The organism is Ochrobactrum sp. Q0168 (genome assembly GCF_016427605.1).
GTDB lineage: Bacteria > Pseudomonadota > Alphaproteobacteria > Rhizobiales > Rhizobiaceae > Brucella.
Genome location: NZ_JAELXQ010000023.1, coordinates 12,093 through 35,384 on the forward strand (window position 1 = coordinate 12,093; position 23,292 = coordinate 35,384).

Sequence of the window (23,292 nt, forward strand, 5' to 3'; positions counted from 1 at the left end):
GAGGGAAACTGTGCAGCCCACTGGAGAAAATTAACGGGTCGAAATAGTCCTCTCTTCCAGTGCATCGAATTCGCCTGCCTCTGCCTGATCGAAAAGTGAGAGTGGGCGAAGGCCGTTCTCCTGAAGACGACTGCCCAGCGCGAGCAGCGCCGAGTCGGCATGCATTGGAGCCATGATCTGCATGCCAATCGGGCAGCCTCGAGAATCGCAACCCGCAGAGAACGCAAACGCTGGCAGACCAGTAAGATTGGCCGCCGCGGTAAATTCTAATGGATTGCCGAGACCCTTATTGGGCGCACCAAGCGCATTATCGAGTAGAGGCGGAATAGCTGCATGAACAGGTATTGCCAGCCAGTCGATTTCATCGAACAGCTTGTTCCACAGAACAGTAATCTCCGCATGCCGCTTGAGAGCCTCGGCATAGTCCTCATCGGACACACCTAAACCCTTTTCGATCAACGCGGCGAGCGCCGTGCCATAAGAATGTTTTTGTGCGGGATAGCTTGTAGCGTGGCTGCGGGCGGTTTCCTTGGCGCAGATGCAGTCCCACGTCTCCTGCAGATTGGAGATATCAGGCAAAGCGCAAGCGATGAGGTTAAGCCCCATGCGTTCGGCTGCGTCAAGCACACGGCGATAGGCTGCCCGAACCTCCGGGTCTAGTCCTGAGTTGAGCAGGTTTGGAAGATAACCAAAGCGGCGAGCCGGTGTTTGGGCAGCTGGCTGCGTATTACCCACGCCCCTCATCGCTTCCAACAAAAGAGCGCATCCATCTGCATCCGATGCCATAGGCCCGATATGGTCAAGACTGGGCGCCATGGCGCAGACGCCGTCGGTACTGACGAGGCCACGACTGGGCTTGAGACCGGTTACGCCACAATAGGCCGCAGGAAACCGGATTGATCCGCCGGTGTCGCTGCCGACGGCCGCCGCGGCAAGACCGGCCGCGACCGCGACACCTGATCCGGAAGAGGAAGAACCGACACGGAACGAGGCTCCCCATGGGTTTACCGGAACCGGCATTTGCGGATGGTGGGTGGAACAAGCTCCTTCCGCCATTGCCAGTTTGCCAAGGATCACAGCGCCAGCAGCCAGAAGATTGGAGACGACCTTTGCATTGCGGCCAGTCGTTCGATCACGAAAAATAGCCATACCATTGGAAGTCGGTGCGAAATCAGTTTCACATAAGTCCTTGAGTGCAATAGGCACACCATGCAACGGCCCAAGCAGCCTCCCCTCAGCGAGAGCTCTGTCGGCTGTACTCGCTTGCGCAAGGGCTGTTTCGGCTGTGACAGTGATGTATGCCTGAAGCGACGGGTTCAACCGGTCGATCCGCTCAAGATAATATTGTGTAAGCAAAACAGAGCTTATGTTACCGGTCGCAATTGCTTTTGCGATCTCTGGCAACGGCTTTGCAATAAGTTCGGTCAATCTGCTGGCGATGATCGGGGCTGCGGGTGCCATGGGTGCTCGAAGGGTAGGAGTGCTGGACTGGCGAGCCAAACGACCTGCCATCAACTGTCATGATTGGGGTGATGTAAGAAAGAGGATCAGGTGGCTTTCGCCACCTGATCCATAACGTAATTCCATCTGAGGAGCTCAGCGGGTGGTGATCTGGTCAAACCGGACAGACCAGTCGCTGATATTCTTCTGAACTACGCTACCGTCCATCACGATACCTTCGCCATCAGCAGGCAATGATTCCGCGAGTTCCTTGGGCAATTCCACGTTTCGGTTAACCGGAGCCATATTCTCCCGAGCGAGCATCTCTTTCTGAGCAGCCTCAGAAATGATATAGTTGATAAACTTAGCCGCCTCTTCCTGATGCGATCCGTTCGTCATCATCATGACATCGAAATACATTGGCGCCGGACGGGGGGCGATCATCTTCATCTTGACGCCTTCGCTCGCGACGGCATGCATGTGTGAACTTTGGCCGATGAGGATGGACCCCTCACCTTGTACGATGGACTGTCGTGCCTGAGAGTCCGAAGTGTAGTAGAGCGCGACATTTTTGTTGAGACGCTCAAGAGCCTTGAAGCCGGGATCGAAATTCTCCGAGGTTCCGCCGTTGATAGTGTTCGCAACTGTGAGAAGCGAGCCGGAATAAATGGACATGGCAGGCGCGATGATCTGGCCCTTGTACTCTGGCTTCCAGAGATCTTCCCAAGAGGTCGGCGGCACCGGCACTGCGTCCACGTTGTAAACGATACCCATAGGGTAGTAGTAGATACCGACCCAATCGTCGGCAATCGCGCCCTTGATCAGTTGGTCGCGGTTGCTCAGCTTTTCGCGCGGAATCTTGACGAAGAGCTTCTGATCCTGAGCCGCCTCGCTTGCGATGGTATTGGTCGCGAACCAGACATCCACGACCGGCTTTTCACGATCGACCTGAAGCTTGACGAGACCCTCACCGGAAGATGACTGCGTTACGGCATTGACCTTTATACCCGTTTCGGCCTCGAACTGCTGGGAAATGGCTTTCAGACCATTTTCCCATGTCGAGCCCCAAATCTGAATGGTAATCTCATTTGATTGAGCAAATGCAGAGTTGGCTGCGAAGAGCATTCCGCACGATAGAAGCAAAGACTTGATGTTCACGGTTACTTCTCCTGAGTTTAAGGAAAGACTATCTTCAAGCTCAACTTGTGGCGGTGGCTCAACCGTCGCCTGTGGAGATGAAGCGGACTCATTGACCTGAAGGCTTTGTCCAAAAAATTGCAGCCCGCTGATCGTAGATCGATGTCTCTTGAAAAGAGTAGTCGCGCCTGGACCCCGCCGGGTCCGAACGGTCTTAGATCGCCTTGGAAGGTCTTCTCTGAGCCCTGCCGGGCTGATTTTCGGTTGCAACCAATTCAGTAAAATTCAGAAACGCAATGCCCGGTTGTGCCTGCGGCTCGACATTCAATTCCACCAAAAAAGTCAACGGCCCGCCCTCCTGACTGTGTGCGAGGATACTTGCATACAGAAATGCAAAGCGCAACAGCAATGTTTTTCAGCCAAGCGGAACTTTAGAAAGGGTGGTGAGTGGAAGCGACGCCGATTTCATTTGGAGGGTGAGATAGCCGAACGAGTTCGCGGAAGATTGATGCCGTCGCTGCTTTTATAAGCCGTCGCAATCAGCGGGCTCCAAACATAGGACAAAAACATCAGTAGCCGGACACCGAAACGCTTTAAAAGCTGCGGTCCACTTAGATCAGATCAGCGAATGGCAACCGCGGCGCAAAACGGGCAATCAAAGAACCGGTGGCCTCCGTTGGGTTTGAAAAACAACAGTTCTTGGCCGGTGTCTATATTTCCCGCCGAGCGTTAGCCCTCACAATCCCACTACAAAGCCTACACCAATTATTACAAGGACAACGCCCGATATCGCTGCATAGACCATGTCCCGCATCTTGGCGAACTGGATGAGCATAAAAGCCACGCGCATGACAGGCAGAAAAATGAACAGTACAACGCCGCCTTTTATCAAATTGCGTCCACCGAGACTCTCAGCTGCGTTGTTCAATGGGTACAACCACTGGGCGATCAATCCCATGGCAATAAGGAATGAAGCGAGCACCGTGCCATAGCGGAACATTCTTGCAATCGCCTGTTCCAGCCTATCGGTCGACTTATTGCATTCTCTCACGTCGGCTGTTCCGATCACGCTTTGAGGTACAAATTGAAACCGCTCATCGCCATCACGACAGCAAGCAGCACAAGTATGGTTACAAAAAAGATGCGAAGCTTGTCGCTGGGTAAACCCACCAGCATTCGGGCACCCGCAATTGAGCCAACGACGGAGCCAAGCGCGACAGGACCGGCGATGACGGAATCTATATCACCACGCACGAAGTAGGCACCAGCACTCGCAGCAGCAGTTACCCCGATCATGAAGTTTGATGTTGCTGAAGAAACCTTGAGCGGAAGTCGAAGTGCGGTATCCATCGCCGGGATTTTCAGAACGCCGCTGCCGATCCCCAGCAGTGCCGAAACGACACCTGCCCCATACATGAGTGACAGGCCGAGCGGCACCGACCCCACGTAATACGGCGTAGCCGCATGACCCGTTGCATCAGGAACCGTCGAATGCAGCTGCAGTATCGTCGCCCAGTCTCTCGAGGCAGGTATTGCTGTAGGTGCCGCTTCACGTCGGCGTGCGAGCATTTGATGCGCCGATGCGGTAAGGATCGCGGCAAACAGCAGGTAAAGATAGGCGGTTGGAACAATCCCGATCAGAAGTACCCCTGTGAGCGCACCCAATGTCGTTGCCATCTCAAGAACGATGGCAAGTCTGATGTTCGTCAGCCGACTTTTAAGCAAAGGTGCCGCACCACTGCAGGAACAAGCGATCACGGACACCAAACTGGTAGCGATCGCCGCGTGGATATCGATCCCGAACATAAAGGTGAGGATCGGAACGATGAAGATACCGCTTGCCATGCCCAGCACGCCGCCGAGTGCGCTTGCTCCGAAAGCGGCAACGAACAGCCATAATTCGCTGAATGCTCCTACATCAAATGCGTTTGTCACCGGGACTGCCTTGAACGGCGGGACAAACGCGTACCAAACTTGATGAGATCGCCCCGATAGTAGAGCTTCTCATAGTCAATCGGCTTTGGCCCTTCACAATAAGAAGTTCGCTCGATCAGAAATATCGGACTTGCAGGTGCTATACCAAGCGCCTGTGCGATACGATCATCCGCGGTGGTGGCCTCAAGCTGGTATTCCGCTTCGATAAGCGGCAGATCGTATTTGTTTTCAAGCAAGGAAAAGATCGGTTCTGCTTCCAGATCGTTACCCACGATCTTTTCACCAATATCCAAAGGCAAATAGGTTTCGTCGAATGACATAGCGATACCATCGGCCAAGCGCACCCGCTCTATGCGATAGACCTGCGCACCGAGTGGAAGATCCAAGTGTCTGGCGACCGTATCGCTGGCGGGGACGAGCCGCTTGTCGAGAAGCTTTGCAGTCGGATTGCGACCCAGCGCGACCATATCCTCCACAAATCCGCTCAATTCGGTCAATTCCTGCCTAATCTTCGGCTCGGTAACGAAAGTTCCCTTTCCGCGCCGAATCTCGAGCAGCCCACGCGCAACCAAGTTTTCAACGGCTTTCCGAACGGTCGTCCGGCTGACACCAAACCTTTCCGTCAAATCGTCTTCCGTGGGGAGCTGTGAGCCGGAAGGCAGTACAGCGGAAGCTATTTCTGAGGCCAAACTGGCTTCGACCCGGGCGTAAAGGGGAACGGAGTGCGTCTCTATCTTCATAATGACATCATGATGTCATTATCTCGTTTTGTCAATCAGTCGCCGACTGTGCGTAAGCTGAATTCCCTTCAACCACCGGCTCGCACTCATCCCAAAACATCTGAAATTGATTGAAACCTTGAGAATGGCACGGTCTAAAGCGTGCCATTACCTCAGCTGGCTTTTTCCAATGAGAATTAACTTGCACTTATGCCGCCACTCCATCGGTAACAGCTTGCACCGCCGTCAAACGCCGCCAGAGCGGCCCCATCGCCTGCCCAATATCGTTAAAAAGGGCATAGCGCCGGGCATAATGTGCATTGAGCGAAGCGTTTGGATGATACTGCCGCTCGGTCTTGACCATGGCGGCAGCGCCTTCGCAGAAATCGGTAAAAAGCCCAACACCGGTTCCAGCGGCAATCGCCGCTCCGAGCGCGCCAGTTTCACGCGAACGGCTGACAGATACAGGAAGGCCGAGTACGTCCGCAAATATCTGCGGCCAGATCAAACTGCGCGACCCACCGCCTGAAAGCACAGCTTCGTTGAACACAGCACCAGCACTGCGGATTCTTTCCACATGCTTACGATGACCAAAAGCGACGCCTTCGAGAAGAGCGCGAACAAGATGCCCTTTGGTGTGCCAGCCCGCGATACCGTAGAAACCAGCGCGGGCGTGACCATCTTGCTGAGCGCCATAGAGATAAGGATGATAAAGCGGATCGTCCGTCGTCGGCGTCACCGCCCCAGCCAATGCGCAGCACGCATCAAAGGGTGAACCACCTTCCGCATTCTCTCCCTCGAAAAACTCCTTGACCAGCCATTCCAGATTGGCAGCTGAAGTGGCGCTGTTCTCCATCGCCAGGTAGCGGCTGCGATCAAATGTCGAAGACATGAATACCGGTTCGTTGAGGTCCGGACCGTCGATAATGACCTGATTGATGCTCCAGGTGCCTGCGATGATGGACGCGCTCCCGGTGCGCGAAACGCCCGAGCCGAGCGCCGAAGCGGCAACGTCGAATAAACCGCCGACGACCGGGGTTCCCGCGGCGAGCCCCGTCTGCGCCGCAACTTCTTGCGTGACAGTACCCGCGATATCAGCGCTTTCGATCAGCGGAGGAAGGAGATCTATACAGTCCTCAAGGCCATAGGCTTCCATCAGCGTCTTATCATAGCGGCGCGTCGCCAGATCGAGCAGACCCGCGCCGGACATGTCCGAAACCTCGCTGACGCGTTGGCCGGTCAGGCGATTGACGACAAAATCCTTCGAGAAAAACACCGTGCCAATATTGCTGAAAAGCTCCGGTCGGTTTCGTTTCAACCATGCGAGCAGGGTTGGCGTCTGCGATGGCCAGGGCCGCTGGCGCGCGATCGGCTGGGTGCGCTCGCCCACACCCTGAGCCGCCCATTGCTCGACCAGCCCAGTCGCACGCGTATCGATCGACTGGATGCCGATGAGCGGCGCGCCGTCCCGGTCCAGCGCATAAAGTCCGTTGCCATGGCCTGCGCAACCGATTGCGATAATTTCAGCCGACGATATCCCTGCACGCTTTATGCAGTTTCGGATCACGTGCTGCGCGTTCGTCCATAGCTCATCCAGACCACGCTCTACATGGCCCGGGCATGGCATGCGGCTGCTTCCCTCCTCGGAAGCAGTCGCAATTTCATTACCTGTTCGGTCGAAGATCACCGCCTTGATAACGGTGTTTCCAGCGTCGAGTCCTAAAAGATATTCTCCCATACAGAACCCCTCCCAAGGTCCGAAATCTCTGCTTTAGCCCTTCAGATAAAGTTCGAAAGCCTCTTCCCCGCTCGCGTTCCCATGGATAATGGCCATCAACCCTCGCACCACCGCATTGGGATTAGCATGCTGATAAATGTTGCGCCCATAGACCATGCCCAACGCACCTTGCCGCATCAGGTTCGCAGATTTTTCGAACACTGCGCGAAGATCTTCCTTGCCGCCACCGCGCACCAGAACCGGGCATCGTGCGGCTTCGACCACGCGGTGGAAATCTTCCACATTGTTCGTCGGGTCCGCCTTGATGATATCCGCGCCCATTTCGCGCGCAAGCCGCGTCAGTGTCACAATTTTTTCGGCATCACCGTCAACCATATAGCCGCCCTTTTCGGTGACCGGCTGCATGACCAATGGCTCGATCATAAGCGGCATTCCGTATTTGTCGCAATCGGCTCGCACGCGGGAAATGTTCTGCACGCATTGACGGAACAACTCAGGCTCGTCCGGCAGCATGAAGAGGTTGACGACGACGCAAGCCGCATCCATCTCGATTGCACCGATCAACGGCTCTGCCTCGTTCTGCAACACCGCCCACATGTCACGGTGGCGGATGCGATTATAGGGGTTGCCCATATCGATACGCATGACCAAAGCCGGTTTGTCCTTCCCCGGAATCTCCTGCAGAAGGTCTGACTGGCCGTAGTTCATCTGGATCGCATCCGGTGCCGCCTCGACCAACGCCTTGACGACAGACTGAATATCTTCCAGCCCATCCAAAAAGGACGGCTCGTTGCAGACCCCGTGATCGATAGCTACGTCAAGGCAGCGCCCGCCGCCAAACAGCCTGTTCATCCGGACTTTGCTATTGTGTCGCATTCTTTACTCCTTTGTTCGTTCCTTGCGGAAAGCATGATTTCGCTAACGCCGTGGCGCTCACTGAGAAGGTTGAGAAAACGTGCGCGCTCAATGGCACGCTGTGTGGTGGTCCAGCGCTTTTCCTGCGAAAGCAGGTCGAGAACAGCATCCATCATGTCGAGCGAAAGCTCACCCGAAACGGCTAGCGTCGTTCGTCGCAAAAGCAGATCATCGAGATGTTCGACCGCCTCGTCGCGGATCAGGAACAGGATTTCACGCTCGGAATAACCGGGGTGTGGCAGTGGCCTTTCCGGTCCTGCGATGATGAATTCGGCGACTGTATCGGCGTGCGTGCCATAACGCTCGAACAATTGAGCCATACGCACCCCGGACATACGCCTGGCTGTCGCCAGCCCAGCCAACCAAACCGGCGTATTGGCGGGAAATGCGCGACCGCCGCCGATTGCGCGATCAGTTGTGGAAACAAGCCGTTGCCGACTAAGCTTTCCCAGCACCATGTCCGCCGCCATTTCGCCGAAGGAGCGGAATGTCGTCCATTTCCCACCGATCATGCACAGCACCGGAGGGCCGTCGTCACCCTGTTCGATGACCGTACAGAAATGGTCCCGTGGAATGCGTCCGGTAAAGCTGTCATTGCTGGTGGGCAGTGGCCTTACGCCGGAAAACTGGAAGACAATCTCGTCGGGTTTGACCTTGATGTCTGGCAACACGAAGGCGAGTGATTGCAGGATATAGTCCCGCTCATCCGTCTCACAACGCACCGCTTCGGGATTGTCCACGCGGATATCCGTGGAGCCGACAAGGACCTTGCCGAGATAGGGAAAAAGGATGCAGATTCGTCCGTCCTCGTTTTCGTAATAGAGCATGTGATCGGCAAGTGCGTCACGTAGTTCCGCATTGTCGATGATCAGATGCGAGCCCTTGGTGCCACCCATCAGTGGCGCCGGGCGCGCTCGCGGTGGAAAAAGTGCTTTATTGGCGATGTCGATCCAACCGCCGGTGGCGTTGATGATCAACGCCGGATCGACGGTAACAGAGGTGCCGCTAAGCTTGTCAAAGACGTAATAATGCCCATTCTCCTTGTGGCGCAGGTCTGCGTAATTCAGCGCCCATACATGACCGCCCGCCTCCAGACCGTCCTTCAACAGTTCGATCCCCAATCGCTCTGGATGGCTCACCCAGGCGTCAAAATAGGTCGCGGAACTTTTGATATTGCGGTTGAGCGCGGGCCATTTTTTGAGCGTCGTGCGACGACCGCGAAACTGGTGGCGCGGCATCAGCGCCCGCTTTCGCGTCAGGAAATCATAGATGCTGAGACCTGCTTTGATTGCGAGGGCGCCGCGGCGACTGGGCCGTCGGCTTAACCCCAGGAATCGGACAATGCCGTTGCCAAGACCGGAGAAGATATCGAACACTGGTACTGTCGTCGGCAGCGGCGCAACATAATGCGGCGCATTGCGCAGCAGACGATCACGCTCGGCCAGGGATTCCTTCACAAGCTTGAACTCACCATTTTCCAGATAGCGAAGCCCGCCATGGACCATGCGTGACAGGGCCGAACTGGCGCCTGAGCAATAGTCGTGCTTCTCCACCAGCAACACATTCAGCCCTTGCAACGCGAGTTCCCGGAAGACGCTGATGCCGTTGATGCCGCCGCCAACAACACACACGTCCACCTTCGGGATCTGGCGGATCCCGTCCAATATCTCTTCACGCTTCATGATGGCGATCCGTTACCTGTCCATGTCAGTCAGTTTCACCGCTATGGCCGTATCGATGGCGGCAAGATCGGCAGCGTCCAGCCGGATTGTTCCAGCCCGCGCATTGTCAATTGCCTGTGCCGGGTTACGCGCTCCACAGAGCGCAAAGGTCACACCGGGCTGCGCAAGCGTCCAGGCGATCACCGTTTGAGCGATACTGGCACTGTGCTTTTCAGCAACCGGTCGGATCGTTTCGGCAAACGCCGTCGCCTTCTGTCGATTGCCGACGGAGAAGCGCGGATTGTCCTTGCGCTGGTCGTCGCCGGAAAACACCCGGTCAGGATCTATGGTGCCGGACAAGAGCCCCAGCGCCAACGATGAATAGCTCAATGTCGCGATGCCTTTGTCCCGGGTCAGCGGCAGAAGGTCTGCCTCGATTTCACGATCAATCATGCTGTATCGTTCTTGAATGGCGTCGAGACCCCCAATCGCAATATAGGCTTCAAGATCATGGAGGCTGACATTGCTTGCTCCAATCGCCCGGATCTTGCCGGAGATTCGAAGATCCTCCAGCGCCCGCATGGTCTCCTCAACCGGTGTCGTCGGATCCTGCCAATGGGTGATGTAGAGGTCGATATAGTCGGTCCCAAGCCTTCTCAGGCTTTCTTCAACCTCGTGCTGGATTGCATCGCGACCGAGGTATCGATGTACCGGCTTGCCGTCCTGATCGAAAAAGTGCCGCCCCTTTCGCGTATGCCAGACAAGGCCGCATTTGGTGGCTATCACAGCCTTCTCGCGGCGTCCGGCCAATGCCTTGCCGACAATCTGTTCGGAGCGCCCAAGGCCGTAGGCAGGCGCGGTGTCAATCAGTGTGACACCAGCGTCAAGTGAAGCCTGTATCGCAGCGATAGACTCTTTTTCGTCGGTGCCGCCCCACATCCAGCCGCCGATCGCCCAGGTCCCCAGTCCGACCGCGGAAGCGGAGACGCCGGACTTGCCGATCTCTCTTATCAACTGTTGTCCGCTCATATCCATTTCCCCTCGCCATTCGCCAGTTCGAGTACCCGGGCACCCGTGGCCTCGTCAGTCACCAGCGTATCCAGATGGTTGCCGCGCAGCACGCTGAGGATCGGCGCTGCCTTGTTCGGCCCGCTCGCCACACCGATCTTGGTCGGGATCGAAGCGAATTCAGTTAGCGTCAGCGACACTAGCGAACGGTTGAGGCTGTAGTCGCAAACCTGTCCCCGGTCATCGAGCAGATGCGCAAGAAGTTCGCAGGCCGCGCCGGAGCGCTCGATTGCAGCGCGATCCGTGCTGGAAGATGGGTGCAGGTCGTAATAGCTTGAATCATCTGTCAGGATCGAACCGATGCCGACCACTGCGATCTTGGCCTCGCGCGCTCGTTCGAATACGTCGGCGACGGAGCGCATATTCATCAGCATGTCACGCTCGGTCGCACTATCGGCAAAAAGCGGCGCATGGATTTGATAGGAGTGACCGCCCAGGCGGTCCGCCATCAGTGTCGAGACGTGATTGACGTCGGTATAATGTTTGCCTTGGACGCAGCCGGTCGCCGGGATCACCTCCACAGCGAAGGGTCGCTGCGCCTGAAGCCCGGCCACCACGGCACTGACGCCCTTCCCACCGGTGATGCAAATCGTATCTCCGTCGGTAATCTCCTCAAGCAGCAAGCGGGCTGCCGCTTCGCCGACAGCCTGAAGGGCTGTTTGCGGGTTGTCAGACACGGTCGGCACGATCACGGCGCGACCGATACCGCCGAGCGCCAGAAGCTGTTCTTCCATATCGACCAGTGGTTCGACGGGCGATTTGATCTTGATTTCGACGAGGCCGAGCTGGCGACCACGCTTGATGAGGCGGTTCACCGTCGCATGAGAGATGCCAAGCTGGTCGGCAATCTGCGCCTGTGTCAATCCTTCGAGAAAATGCAGGACCAGGGCCTGATGCATCTGCCTTGCGACGACAATTTCCTCGCGCGGCGCGTTAGCGGGTTTCCGTTTGGCAATCGGCATGTCAGGCAGCCTTCCGCTTATGAAGGAAATGGTCAATCGATACGGCCGCAAGCAGAATGCAACCCTTGATCATGTCTTGCCAATAGACCGAGACGTTTAGCAAGATCAGCGAACTTGTTACCACCGAAAGCAGGGCAATACCGAGAATCGCCCCCAGGATCGTGCCTGAGCCCCCACTCAACGACGCGCCCCCGATCACGGCAGCGGCGATGATGTTGAGCTCCATACCAACACCGAAGGTGGGGGTCGCAGCACCGAAGCGGGACATGTAGATAACGCCTGCCACACCCGACAGCGTGGCGCAAAGTACTGTCACCCAGAATTTCACCTGATTGGTCTTGATGCCGGAATAGAGTGCCGCCTTCTCGTTGCTGCCAGTGTAGAAAACCTTGCGGAAGGCCGTTGCACGACGCAGCAGGAAATCGAATAGCACGACCACGAAGACGAAGATCAGGATGACAATCGGGACCCCCTGAAACGTTCCCTGCCCAATCGCCTTGAACGACGGCGGCAATGTGAAGAGCGACAGTGGGGTGCCCTTGGTTATGATCAGGCAGACACCGCGTACGATCACCATCGCTGCCAGCGATGTGATGAAATGGTTCAAGCCCACGACCGTAACGAAGAAACCCATGACACAGCCGATCAATCCACTGGCGATAATGCCGATCAGCGATGCGCTCCAGGGATCGAGCCCCATCAGAAACAATGTCCCCGAAAGAACCATCGAGAAGCAGACGACCGAACCCACCGACAGGTCGATGCCGCCGACGATCAACAAGATCGTCATACCGACAACGACAATGCCTTCTACCGAAAACGACATCAGCATGGCCCGGAAATTACCGAGTGTCAGGAAGTGCGGCGAAGCGAAGCTCATGGCAATGCAGAGCACCAGAATGATCGCAATCAGCCCCGCTTCACGCATCGTACCCAGCCGTTTCCAGCCTGAGGCGCCTTTTCCATAGGTTGTAGTCACTGTTGCGCTCGTCATGACCGTCTTCCCCACCCCTGTTTCCTGTTCATGCGACATGCTGTGATGCCTTCGAATGCTTGTGTCCATCAACGCCCGACGCAAGCCGCATGATCGCTTCTTCCGTCATCGCTTCGCCCTCGACTTCACCCATAACCCTGCCCTCCCGGATGACCAGCACCCTGTCGCAAAGGCCGAGAAGCTCCGGGAGTTCCGATGAAATCACAATGATGCCAATTCCTGAGCGCGCGAGATCACGCAGCAGGCGGTGGATTTCCGATTTCGCACCAACATCGATGCCTCGCGTCGGTTCGTCCATCACGATGACCTTCGGATTGACCGCCAGTTGCTTGGCTATCGCCACCTTCTGCTGATTGCCGCCCGAAAGGGACGAGACAGGCATGCCGATCCCGCCCATTCGCACGCCGAGCCGTCGGGTGAGTTCTTGTGCGCGTTCGGCTTCAGCCTTGGAGTTCAATAGACCCAGCGGTCCGGTCAGCGATTTCAGGTCCAGGACAGCAATGTTTTGGGCAATAGAAAGATCGAGAAAGACCCCGGAACCCTTCCGGTCTTCCGAAAGATAAACGACACCCGCCTGCACAGCGTCGGCATAGGACTTCGCCCGAAGCTTCTGCCCATAAAGAAACACCTCGCCCTCCTGAACAGGGCGCAATCCGCAGATGCCTTCGGCGATTTCGGTACGTCCTGATCCAATCAGCCCACCAACACCCAGAATTTCGCCTTGTCGTAAGTCGAAACTGACGTCCTTGAAACGGCTGTTGTCCCCAAGTCCACGAACACTCAGAATGGTTTCTTCCGTCCGCTCTTCCAAAGCCTGTTTTTCAGGATAGAGCTGTGTAATCTCGCGACCGACCATACGACGCACGATATCATCCGGCGTCAGGTCCGCGACGTTCTCTGTCGAAACATAGCGTCCATCGCGCAGCACGGTGACCCGATCGCACAGGCTGAAGATTTCGGCCATGCGGTGGCTGATATAGATGATCGATATTCCCTGTGATTTCAGATTTCGGATAATATCGAACAAAACCTTTGTCTCGGCTTCCGTCAGCGCCGCCGTTGGTTCATCGAAGATCAGAACTTTGCAATCGAGCGTCAACGCTTTGGCAATTTCGACCAGTTGCTGGTTGGAGATCGACAGTTCAGAGACCTTGCGGCGCACATCAATCGGCGCCAGCCTGTCCATCACCGCCTGCGCGTTCCGCTGTAAATCGTCGTAGTTCATGAAGGGCGAACGGCGGCGGTCTGTTGCCGCCATGAACATATTTTCCGCCACAGTCACATCGGGGCAGAGCGCAATTTCCTGATGGACAAGACCAAGCCCAAGAGCCTGCGCAATGGTGGGCGACGTTACCCGGACCGGCGAACCCTCTACGCTGATTTCGCCTTCAGTCGGCTGCACCACACCGGCGATGATGTTCATGAGCGTCGATTTCCCCGCGCCATTTTCGCCGCAGAGTGCATGAACTTCGCCCTTCGCGAGGCTGAAGTTCACATCCGTTAACGCTTTCACCGCACCGAAATGTTTGCTTACGTTGCGGATTTCCAGAACGGGCGCAGACACCATGACTTGCTCCTCCCCAAGCTTGCGGTAGCCATACGGGACTTAATCACCCCGGATGGCCGACACAAAGGTTACTCGTCGATCCCCTTGGTTCCCCGCCGTTTCAGGTACTTGTCCCAATAAAAGTCGTCCGCATTCTCCGCGGTCACAATCGACAACCCGTTGTCCACGAATGGAATGCTCATCGGATTGAAGCCGGAACGCTTGGAGTCGTTCATCGGATCAATGAGTTCAGGATGCTTGGCCAGCCACAGCATCATAAAGCCCATATAGCCTTGCATGCCCTGATTAGGGTTGATGGAGCCGAACACTTGTCCAGCCTTGATCATATCGAGGATGTTGGCATTCACGTCGGCACACATGACGAGAATCTTGCCGCCGCTCTCCTGATTGGCCTGGGAGGCACCGATCGCCGAGTTGGCTTCCGGCATGAAAACGGCGCCGAGATTGGGGTGCGCCTGAACCAGACTCATAAGCCCCTGATAGGCCTTGTTGGGGTCCTGGTTGGAAGCTGCGCGACCGACGAGCTTCATATCCGGATATTTTTCCTCCATCCGGGCGATGAAAGCCGCTATGCGCTTGTCATGGTTGTCCTGACCCGGATTTTCGAGAACGGCATATTCGCCCTTTCCGCCCATCTTCTTTGCAATCGCGTCGGCGGCATAGGTGCCTTCGCGGGTATTGTCCGAAGTGATAAATGAAATACGTTTCGAGAGTGGTGAGTCAGCAGCGAAAGTGACGACGGCGGTGCCCTGATCAATCGCGCGGTTGATCGGCTCAACGAACGGATCCGAGTTCATCGGATGGACAAGAATGCCCGCCGGGTTCTGTGCCAGTGCCTGATCGAAGGTAGCGATCTGTTTATTGACGTCATATTCGGGCGTGCCGGTATAGGCTGTCTCGCAACCGAACTGTTGGCCAGCTTGTTTGAACATCTCGTAAACCGGGAACCAGTATTCGACGCCCGAAACCATGACGTTCATGACATATTTTTCGCCGGGCTTGCAGCGAAACGGGTTCTCCGTTTCCGCGCTAGCCACGCCAGCGAACAATGTGGTTGCAAGGATCGCCGCTGCGGACGTGCTTAGAAAATTGCGCAAGTTCCCTCCTTGGAGCCGAAGCCCCTCCCAATATCCGAAGTCGCCCTGTCGAGCGGCTGATGAACCATGAAGACCGAACCTCCTCCTCGAAATCCGGTACACGCAGATAATCGGAAGAAATTTATTGTGTCAATATAATTCACATAATGAAATATATTTCATGCCCATCCGAGAACGATCGACCAGAAATAGGTGGTCCTACGCTGGCAAAGTCATCCATGTTATTGCTGGCGCTGAGTTTGGGACTGACAAGCGTATTGGAATATGTGACAGAACTATCAAAGAGAATAGAATGATGGTGGAATGTTTATCGAATATAAGACGACACAAGCGGCACCGACAGCACTGAAACTCCCGCCTCAATGCTCTCAGTCAATCAATCCATTCATTCATTATGGCTTGCGCCTATAGTCCCAAAGGGATTTATTGCTTGAAGAAACGGCAATGGCACCCTGTTTCATGGCCGTAGCAACGTCAGCCTCATTGCAGATGAAGCCAGAGGCCACGACAGGCGGCAGACGGCGCTTGTCCTCGGCAGACAGGTAGCCAAGCATCGGGGATGGCATAATCTGCACCAGATTGGGTGCACTTTGCGAAATCGCCTTCAGGCTGCGAGGCCAGGTGGACCGGTCGGTCACAAAAACCTTCTGCATGGTCAGAAGGCCGCATTGCGCGGCCTTCTGGATTGTTGGAACACGGGTCGACAGCAGAACCGAAATGCCAATCTCGGCAAGGAATTCGATAGCTCCCTTGTCCTGCGACAGGCCTTCGCAACTGTCGATGTTCAGAACGATCAGCTTATTGCTTTTCTTCAGCGCATTGAGCACTTCAGCCACATGGCGCAGGGCAATGTTGGCGACGATGCCCACTTCCGCCTTGCTGTCCAAGAAAGCCTGAAGATTATCCACGCCGTAGAGCGTTGCCATGACTGGCGCCCGCAAAAGCCGCTCGCCGATCGTTCTGTCCAATGTCATTCCGTCATTTTCCGTCTCTTGGCATGTCGAGCGAAAGTCCGAGCTTGCCGGGGTTAAGCAGATTGTCCGGGTCGAGCGCCTTCTTGACCGTTTCAAGGAGAGGAAACGCAGAACCCAGAGCGTCCTTCATGTAAGGCGCGCGGAGAAGTCCGACGCCGTGGTGATGGCTCAAGGCTGCACCATACTTGATTAGAACGGCATTGGCAGCATCCCAAGCAGCACGATACCATTCGGCGCGCTTTTCGACTTCTACATCGCCACGCAGCGAGAAATAAAGGCAGGCGCCGTCAACATAGGCATGCGACTGGTGCGCCGAACCGGCCAGCGTGCCCGGCACGGCATTGATGGCAGCCACGACTTCATCGTAAATCGCAGGCAGGTCGCGCCAGCATCCCGTCATTTCCAGCGTATCGGCAACAAAGCCCGGGCTGCGTTTGAAGCCTTCGGCGCTCTTGCCGGTCAGATAGCGCGTATCGAGCCATTTCTCGAAGATCGTGTCACCATCAAGCTTGTCACCGAGTTCGGCGCAAACCTTCTCACTGATCGCCATCACGGCATCGACCATTTCCTGCGCGCCTTCATCGGCGATCAAAAGCACGTTGCTTTCCGGCAGGCCAAACTGCACACCGCTTTCCAGCTCGTCGTAGAGACGCAGCGCTGCCGGATTGGCACCGCCCTGCATAATGCGGCGGCAGGCTTCCAGACCGATGCCGAAGCTCTTGAAACCATAGGCAATCGCGCGGGCATAATCCGGCAGACGGTGCAGTTTAAAGCGCGCCTTAACGATGATGCCGAGCGTGCCTTCCGAACCGATGAAGATCTGCTGCAGATCGGGACCGATAGCTGCGCGGGCATAGTTTCCAACCGTTACCAGCGAACCATCCGCCAGCACGACTTCCATGCCGTAGACCATATCCTCGATCTTGCCATAGCGCGTCGAAAGCTGACCCGCTCCGCGGCAGGCGATCCAGCCGCCGACGGTGCTGATACCGAACGAAGACGGCCAATGCCCCATGGTCATACCAAAGTCACGCTGGATCATTTCCTCGAAAATGTCGCCGAACATGCCAGCTTCAACTTCAACGATCTGGCTATCCGCATCGAAGCTGACAAAACGGTTGAGATTGCAGACATCAAGCACGATACCGCCGCGCAACGGGAGCGCCGCGCCCGTAACGTTGGAGCGCCCGGCAGAAACCGTAACCGGAACTTTTGCTTCATGCGCAAGGCGCATGACGGCCTGAACCTGCTCCACCGTCGAAACGCGGACGAATACGCCGTCAATCGTTGCGGGCTTTCCGCCTGTTTCCGCCACCATGGTGCGCGCCCACCAGTCGCGGGTGTTCACGACGACATCTTCGCGCGCGGTTAAAACTTCGTCTGCAACGCCCCGCAGCTTTTCAACGAGAACAGCGTCTACGGCAACGGCATTCTGAGCCAGATCGGCCTCGGTGCCGATTTCCTTGATGCTGCCAGCATAATGCGGCTGGGTCGGTGCGCCAACGACATAATTTCCACGATTATAACCGCGCTTGATGGCTTCCTTGCTGATCATATTCAGTTCGCTCCTATGAGAATGGATTTTTCTTTTTCAGTCGCAGCCACATAGGCGGCGACCTGACGATCGATTTCAGGTTGGGGGAGACCAAGCTCCTCACCCAGCAAAGCACCGACCTTCGCGGCGGCACGGGCGGAAGCATCGCGTGCCATCAGGCGGGCACGCATACGACGCGACAGCACGTCATCGATCGTCCGGGCAAGTTCATGCCGGGCCGCGTAGACAACTTCGCCGCCGGTATAGGGCAACCCTTCCACCACCGGTTGGGCAAGTTCGGTACGAGAGGCCATCAGATCGCTGACGAAGCGCGATTCCGTGCCGTAACGTTCGCCCAGATGCGCCTCCATGCCGCCCGACGCGACGATTGCCTGCGCGTCATAACCGGCGGCACCCAGCAGAAAGGCCTTCTTTGTGGTGCAACGACGGCGATCACCCAGAACTTTCGCGGCGGCGTCCACCGTCTGTTCGGCCATATGGCGCGAAGTCGTCAGCTTGCCGCCCACAATCGTGACAAGGCCATCAGGCGCAACATGCACCGAATGGTCGCGTTTGACGTCCATGGTGCTGCCGCCCGATGAAGCGGCGACCAGCGGACGGCAACCGGCAATGCTGCCGACGACATCATCCGGCGTCAGATCGATATTGAGCGCGCTGCACGCGCCCTCGATCAGAAAATCCAGCTCGCGACGCGTGCAATGCACATCATCGAGATCGCCCTGATAATCCTCATCGGTCGTGCCAAGGTAGGAGACATTCCCCCAGCGTGTGATGGTCGCCCGGCGGCTGCGGCCCGGCACGGGTACCGTCACCGTGCAGTCATTGCGGATTTTCAGCCAGGGGATCGCCACGTGAACCCCCTTTGCGGGGCGCACATGCAACGGCTTTTCGCCATCCTTGCCAAGCCCCATCCAGTCCCTCAGCCATACGCCCGTCGCCATGATGACGGTCTTGGCGCGCACCCGAATTTCCTTGCCCTCGACGGTATGAACGATAGCGCCATCGACCCGGCCCGAACTGCGGGTGATTTCGGCCACTTTCGAGTGGTTGAGAACCGTCGCCCCATAAAAACCGGCCGAGCGGGCAAGCGCCAATGTAAGGCGTGCATCGTCAACGCGGGCATCAAAATACATGAGGCCGCCGCGCAGATATTCGTCCTTGAAGGTCGGGCAGTGCGCCAGCACTTCCGCCGCAGTCAGCTTCTGATGCAGGATGCCTTCGCGCCAGCCGCCAGCCAGATCATAGGTCCAAAGCAAGCCTTCAAACGCCTTGGCAAAGCGCGCGTCGAACACACCATCCCTTTCAAGAATGGGGAATAGGAAAGGCAGACGCTGCACCAGATGGCTAGCATTGCGCCGTAGGCGCTGGCGCTCCAGCAGGGAATGACGAACCAGTCCAAGATTGCCCTGTTCGATATAACGCAAGCCGCCATGCACCATCTTCGAGGATTTTGATGACGTACCGGATGCAAAATCATCCTTCTCGACCAGCGCAACACGAAAGCCGCGCAGACTTGCGTCGAAGGCGCAGTAAGCCCCGGTCACACCGCCGCCAACGATCAGAATATCGTAGGTTTCGGTGGCAAGACGGTCTTCCTGTTCCGAACGGTTCAGCCGCAACGGTTCGGTGCGGATCATCCGGGCGCGATCCTTGTCCGCGCGCCGGGAGCGCAGATTCAGCATTTCAACTCCTGTTTAATGATAGTGACCGGATCGAACGCGTGCGACTTCCTCATCCGTAAGGGAGCGCCACCGCGCTCTGCGGTCCTGCCGTTCCGCTTCGCTGGTCTTGGGGATAAAAAGATTGCCTTCGGGCAGCATCGCGCGCGCGTCTGCAAGGTCGCTCCAGAGCAAGCCATCACTGCCTGCCAGAAACGCGGTGCCGCGCAGACTGGCGCGATCCTGATCCGCCATGCGTCGCACCGGCACACCGCTGAGATCAGCCTGAAGCTGAAGCAGTGCGTCGCTGGAGGAAAGCCCTCCACCCGCCACTACTTCCCTTACCGGAACACCAGCCACTTCCGCACTCGCCTCCGCACAGGAAACGACCGAATGGGCGATGCCTTCCAGAACGGCATGGGCAAGATGCGCCCGGCTGTGTGCCATCGAAAGCCCGGTCAGTGATGCGCGGCCATCCGGAACGATGTTCGGCTGGCGCAATCCCGTGAGCGTCGGCATGAAGAAAAGACCATCGGAAGACGGCACTGTTGCAGCCAGTTCGCTAATCTCTTTTGCATTGTCGAACCAGCGCATTTCATTGCAGAGCCAGTTGAGCGCTGAGCCTGTTGTAGCGGCGTAGGTTTCGACCGCGAAATGCGAGATATTTTCGCTCCGCCAGGCCGTCATGGTGAAAGTTGCTTCATAAAGGCCGGGGTTTTTCGGCGTCTGCTTTCCGATCACAAGATCGACAAAGCTGCCCGTACCATGCACGCACATGGCCTGCCCCGCATCGTGGCAGCCAAGACCGACAAGACCGCCCAGCTGATCGCCGCATGATGCCTTGATCGGCACGCGGATACCCAGAATATCCTGCCGCGTATAACCGAAATCATCGGCATCCTGTTTCAGCTCGGGCAAAAGTTCCAGCGGAAAATCCTGCGCCTCCACCCATTCGGTAAAGTAGCGGTTCTCAGCGAGAATATAAGCACCGGCAGAAGTGGCATTCGTCGGCGTGGTGACGGCCTTGCGTTCTTCAGACAGATTCCACAGCAACCACGTGTCGACCGTACCGAAGGCAAGCCGCTTCGTCTTCCATGCCTCGCGCACGGCGGGCGTTTCCTGCATGTGGCGCGCCGCCCATAGATAGATCGCGCGTCCGCCAACCGGTCGTCCGGCAAGCGACACGAGTTTCTCGTCCCAGATAGCTCCGAGTGGTTTCAGTTCTTCGGCATAGCGCGAATCCTGCCAGACCATAGCCGGAACCAGCGCCCGGCCCGTTTGCGTATCCCAAAGGACACCGGTTGCGCGCTGGGTGGCGATTGCCATTGCGACGATCTCCACGCCCGCATCGCCTGCAGCAGCAATCGTCTTGCCGCACACTTCGATGGTCGTCTGCAAAAGAACATCGGCGTCCTGTTCCACCACATTGTGCCGTGGTGAGGAGACGGCAAGCGTCGTATAATTGACCGCGGAGACCGAACCGTCGGCCGCGACAAGCGCGGCCCTGGTTCCGGACGTTCCTTCATCAATGGCCAGAATGGCCTGTTTGCGTCCGTTCACATTATCCTCCGTTGTTACCGGTCGCCTTCGAACTGCGGCGCATTTGGCTCGTCATCCGGGCTGATCTTGGTACGGGTGGGATCCCACTGGATGATCGAGCAGATGATGCAAGCGATCAGTGGAACCACCGACAGGATCAGGAATGTCGGGCCAAGGCCGTAGTTCTCGCGGAAGATCGGGAAAACCAGCAGGCCAAGGGCCGCTCCCATGGCGCCGAGCGCACCAATGATGCCGTTGGCGCCGGCACGTAATTCGCTACGGAACGAGAGTGACGATAAGCTCTTACCGTTTGCGCCCGGACCACCAGAGTGGAACAGGATGAAGAGCGAAGGAACGATCACCGCGAGCCAGGTCGGCATGGTGTCATGGTAGAGGCCCATGATGACCAGCATGACGAAAACTGCACCGAAGCCAATGGCGGAAGCCTTGCGCAAGCCAAGCACGCGTCCGATAACCGGCGAAGAAAAGCCGCCGATGATACCGAATACGTTGAACACCAGTGTGCCCAGCATGGCATAGAGGAAATCTTTGCCGAACAGCGCCGCACTGATGAGCGGCAGATACCAGCCCACAGCAAAATACTGGATGGATTGCCCGATCTGAACAGTCGCCGCCAGAATGGTGCGCGGCAGATAGATACCACGGAAAATCAGCGCGACATTCGCTATGCCGCGACGCGCTTGATTGAGAACCGGCAAGCGATCTTCAGGCCGAGCAGCAACGAAATCGCGATGATAAATGCGGGTCATCGCGCGCGCAGCTTCCTCCAAGCGCTCCTTGCGAGCAAGCCAGATAGGGCTTTCAACCATGAACATCGCCTGAAGCACCATGATGGCAAAGGCAAAGACACCGGTGGCAGCGACGGAATAACGCCAGATCGAGTCACCCACGTCAAAGCTGTAGAACAGCATCGCCAGAAGCACATTAGTACATACTGCGGTGTACCAGATGCCCTGCCAGGTATTGAGACGGCTGCGCAGGCGCGCAGGCGTGAACTCGGCGAGTACGGCCATGGCGATGGCAAAGTCGATGCCGTAGGCGGCGCCAACGAAGAAGCGACCCAACAGAATGACTTCATAGGAATGCGCGGTCATCACCAGCACTGCGCCGATAAGCGCGATGAGCTTTGCGAAGATGAGCGGGCGCATACGACCCCAGCGGTCGGCGATCCAGCCACCGATCGGATTGAACGCGATGGACACCCATGCGGCAAAAGAGGTCATCAGTGCGACCTGCGCCGCATCCAATCCCAGATCACGGGTCATCGGCCCAAGGCCTGCACTCAGCGCCGAATTGGCGAAGGCATCCAGGAACAGGCCACCGAGGGCAAGCCACCAGATGACACCGGCGCGGCCTCGAATGCCGTCATTCGCATCTATGTAGGAAATGATATCCGGTACGCCCCTAAGGGCTATTTTGCTTCCGTGCATTACGGCGTCCTCCCAACGTCGTTATGACATCTGCAAGAGGACTTATCCGGATTCCAGACGCAATAAGACCACCCTTGCAGATGGTCTTAAATCTTCAGTCTGCATTTGTGCTTATAGCTGATTTTGAAGAGGAGTCAATGCCACTTGCTGCCTTACAGCGATTGCTCAATAACCACCATCCTCGTTCCAGACTGTCAGTCAGAAAATTTCGCATATCGGGTGCCCCGGACCTTCTTGTGTCGCGACGCAACCCCGTCAGAAGTGATAGCTGAGAAGGGCTGCACCCAACCCGACAAGGATTGTACCGCAAGTCTTTGGCACCAGCCAATTCGGCTCTCCAGTGCTGAACCGCCCAAAAGCGAATGAGGCTAAAGCGACCGCCGCAACATCAGCTATCGAGAAAATCAGGTTCACCCCAATGCCCAGAACCAGAAACTGGAGCCAGAGCGGGAATTCGGCATCAGGTTGTACAAATTGCGGCAGAAAGGTCACGAAGAATAGCGCTGTCTTGGGATTGAGAACCTCAACCACAATACTGTCACGAAACGTCTTCGTCGCTGGATTGCGGGTTTGATCATTTGCCTTGTTCCAATCAAAGAATATGGCAAGCCCCAGCCAGATGAGATAAGTGGCACCTGCAAATCTTATAATCATGTAAACCCCAGGCGCATGCACTATCAATGAGGCAAGCCCGATCGTGGCTGCTACGATATGCACATAGCACCCGAGGTGAACGCCGAGGGCAGCCATCAGACCGGCATTGCGACCGTGTGCAAGGGTTTGGGCGGTCATATAGAGTATTGCGGGTCCCGGTATACAAGCAAATGTCAGCGTCGCGACAGCGAACGGTACCAATAATTCCAGCGACAACATGACGGTTCC

The 23,292-nt window shown here is 56.7% G+C and carries 19 protein-coding genes; all 19 read right to left on the reverse strand.

What is annotated here, in order from left to right:
• Positions 1–30 precede the first annotated feature (30 nt).
• A complete protein-coding gene (locus JAU75_RS22260) occupies positions 31–1,461 on the reverse strand; it encodes an amidase (RefSeq protein ID WP_199058678.1) in 1,431 nt (476 codons plus the stop codon).
• Between the two features lie 135 nt (positions 1,462–1,596).
• On the reverse strand, positions 1,597–2,598 hold the full coding sequence (locus JAU75_RS22265) for an extracellular solute-binding protein (protein WP_199058679.1): 1,002 nt from the start codon (positions 2,596–2,598) through the stop codon (positions 1,597–1,599).
• A 715-nt stretch (positions 2,599–3,313) separates the two neighbouring features.
• Positions 3,314–3,577, reverse strand: coding sequence for a DUF1634 domain-containing protein (locus JAU75_RS22270; RefSeq protein ID WP_199058680.1), 264 nt, complete (start codon positions 3,575–3,577; stop codon positions 3,314–3,316).
• 65 nt (positions 3,578–3,642) lie between these two features.
• The gene (locus tag JAU75_RS22275; protein WP_199058681.1) at positions 3,643–4,512 is read right to left on the reverse strand and encodes a sulfite exporter TauE/SafE family protein; all 870 of its coding nucleotides are present in this window, start codon (positions 4,510–4,512) and stop codon (positions 3,643–3,645) included.
• Positions 4,509–5,252, reverse strand: coding sequence for a GntR family transcriptional regulator (locus JAU75_RS22280; RefSeq protein WP_199058682.1), 744 nt, complete (start codon positions 5,250–5,252; stop codon positions 4,509–4,511). Before JAU75_RS22280 ends, JAU75_RS22275 begins: the two co-directional genes overlap by 4 nt.
• 187 nt (positions 5,253–5,439) lie before the next feature.
• On the reverse strand, positions 5,440–6,969 hold the full coding sequence (locus JAU75_RS22285) for an FGGY-family carbohydrate kinase (protein WP_199058683.1): 1,530 nt from the start codon (positions 6,967–6,969) through the stop codon (positions 5,440–5,442).
• A gap of 33 nt (positions 6,970–7,002) precedes the next feature.
• On the reverse strand, positions 7,003–7,845 hold the full coding sequence (locus JAU75_RS22290; protein ID WP_247880587.1) for a class I fructose-bisphosphate aldolase: 843 nt from the start codon (positions 7,843–7,845) through the stop codon (positions 7,003–7,005).
• The gene (locus JAU75_RS22295; RefSeq protein WP_199058684.1) at positions 7,818–9,566 is read right to left on the reverse strand and encodes a glycerol-3-phosphate dehydrogenase/oxidase; all 1,749 of its coding nucleotides are present in this window, start codon (positions 9,564–9,566) and stop codon (positions 7,818–7,820) included. The genes JAU75_RS22290 and JAU75_RS22295 overlap by 28 nt, the downstream gene beginning before the upstream one ends.
• Positions 9,567–9,578: 12 nt before the next feature.
• Positions 9,579–10,574 (reverse strand): aldo/keto reductase, encoded by a 996-nt coding sequence (locus tag JAU75_RS22300; protein WP_199058685.1) that lies wholly within the window; start codon positions 10,572–10,574, stop codon positions 9,579–9,581.
• Positions 10,571–11,575 carry a sugar-binding transcriptional regulator gene (locus JAU75_RS22305; protein ID WP_199058686.1) on the reverse strand — a complete coding sequence of 335 codons (1,005 nt, stop codon included), beginning with the start codon at positions 11,573–11,575 and terminating at the stop codon, positions 10,571–10,573. The genes JAU75_RS22300 and JAU75_RS22305 overlap by 4 nt, the downstream gene beginning before the upstream one ends.
• A 1-nt stretch (position 11,576) precedes the next feature.
• Positions 11,577–12,569, reverse strand: coding sequence for an ABC transporter permease (locus tag JAU75_RS22310; RefSeq protein WP_199058687.1), 993 nt, complete (start codon positions 12,567–12,569; stop codon positions 11,577–11,579).
• 28 nt (positions 12,570–12,597) lie between these two features.
• Entirely contained in the window at positions 12,598–14,136 is a 1,539-nt protein-coding gene (locus tag JAU75_RS22315; protein WP_199058688.1) for a sugar ABC transporter ATP-binding protein, read from the reverse strand.
• Between the two features lie 68 nt (positions 14,137–14,204).
• Complete coding sequence (locus JAU75_RS22320) at positions 14,205–15,233, reverse strand: substrate-binding domain-containing protein (RefSeq protein WP_199058689.1); 1,029 nt, start codon at positions 15,231–15,233, stop codon at positions 14,205–14,207.
• Between the two features lie 392 nt (positions 15,234–15,625).
• The gene (locus JAU75_RS22325) at positions 15,626–16,207 is read right to left on the reverse strand and encodes a glycerol-3-phosphate responsive antiterminator (protein WP_199058690.1); all 582 of its coding nucleotides are present in this window, start codon (positions 16,205–16,207) and stop codon (positions 15,626–15,628) included.
• A gap of 4 nt (positions 16,208–16,211) precedes the next feature.
• Positions 16,212–17,762: an FAD-binding oxidoreductase gene (locus JAU75_RS22330; protein WP_199058691.1), complete on the reverse strand. Its 1,551-nt coding sequence runs from the start codon at positions 17,760–17,762 to the stop codon at positions 16,212–16,214.
• A gap of 2 nt (positions 17,763–17,764) precedes the next feature.
• On the reverse strand, positions 17,765–19,444 hold the full coding sequence (locus JAU75_RS22335; RefSeq protein WP_199058692.1) for a glycerol-3-phosphate dehydrogenase/oxidase: 1,680 nt from the start codon (positions 19,442–19,444) through the stop codon (positions 17,765–17,767).
• Between the two features lie 12 nt (positions 19,445–19,456).
• Positions 19,457–20,980 (reverse strand): FGGY family carbohydrate kinase, encoded by a 1,524-nt coding sequence (locus JAU75_RS22340; RefSeq protein ID WP_199058693.1) that lies wholly within the window; start codon positions 20,978–20,980, stop codon positions 19,457–19,459.
• A gap of 14 nt (positions 20,981–20,994) precedes the next feature.
• Positions 20,995–22,410: an MFS transporter gene (locus JAU75_RS22345; RefSeq protein WP_199058694.1), complete on the reverse strand. Its 1,416-nt coding sequence runs from the start codon at positions 22,408–22,410 to the stop codon at positions 20,995–20,997.
• A gap of 255 nt (positions 22,411–22,665) precedes the next feature.
• Positions 22,666–23,283: a LysE family translocator gene (locus JAU75_RS22350; protein WP_199058695.1), complete on the reverse strand. Its 618-nt coding sequence runs from the start codon at positions 23,281–23,283 to the stop codon at positions 22,666–22,668.
• Between the last annotated feature and the right edge of the window lie 9 nt (positions 23,284–23,292).

Coding starts and splice junctions, on each gene's coding strand:
- JAU75_RS22285 (WP_199058683.1), bottom strand. CDS start 6,969: ATGGGAGAATATCTTTTAGGACTCGACGCTGGAAACACCGTTATCAAG.
- JAU75_RS22305 (WP_199058686.1), bottom strand. CDS start 11,575: ATGCCGATTGCCAAACGGAAACCCGCTAACGCGCCGCGCGAGGAAATT.
- JAU75_RS22270 (WP_199058680.1), bottom strand. CDS start 3,577: ATGTTCCGCTATGGCACGGTGCTCGCTTCATTCCTTATTGCCATGGGA.
- JAU75_RS22280 (WP_199058682.1), bottom strand. CDS start 5,252: ATGAAGATAGAGACGCACTCCGTTCCCCTTTACGCCCGGGTCGAAGCC.
- JAU75_RS22345 (WP_199058694.1), bottom strand. CDS start 22,410: ATGCACGGAAGCAAAATAGCCCTTAGGGGCGTACCGGATATCATTTCC.
- JAU75_RS22295 (WP_199058684.1), bottom strand. CDS start 9,566: ATGAAGCGTGAAGAGATATTGGACGGGATCCGCCAGATCCCGAAGGTG.
- JAU75_RS22310 (WP_199058687.1), bottom strand. CDS start 12,569: ATGACGAGCGCAACAGTGACTACAACCTATGGAAAAGGCGCCTCAGGC.
- JAU75_RS22260 (WP_199058678.1), bottom strand. CDS start 1,461: ATGGCACCCGCAGCCCCGATCATCGCCAGCAGATTGACCGAACTTATT.
- JAU75_RS22330 (WP_199058691.1), bottom strand. CDS start 17,762: ATGATCAGCAAGGAAGCCATCAAGCGCGGTTATAATCGTGGAAATTAT.
- JAU75_RS22335 (WP_199058692.1), bottom strand. CDS start 19,444: ATGCTGAATCTGCGCTCCCGGCGCGCGGACAAGGATCGCGCCCGGATG.
- JAU75_RS22300 (WP_199058685.1), bottom strand. CDS start 10,574: ATGAGCGGACAACAGTTGATAAGAGAGATCGGCAAGTCCGGCGTCTCC.
- JAU75_RS22315 (WP_199058688.1), bottom strand. CDS start 14,136: ATGGTGTCTGCGCCCGTTCTGGAAATCCGCAACGTAAGCAAACATTTC.
- JAU75_RS22350 (WP_199058695.1), bottom strand. CDS start 23,283: ATGTTGTCGCTGGAATTATTGGTACCGTTCGCTGTCGCGACGCTGACA.
- JAU75_RS22325 (WP_199058690.1), bottom strand. CDS start 16,207: ATGACATTGGACAGAACGATCGGCGAGCGGCTTTTGCGGGCGCCAGTC.
- JAU75_RS22290 (WP_247880587.1), bottom strand. CDS start 7,845: ATGCGACACAATAGCAAAGTCCGGATGAACAGGCTGTTTGGCGGCGGG.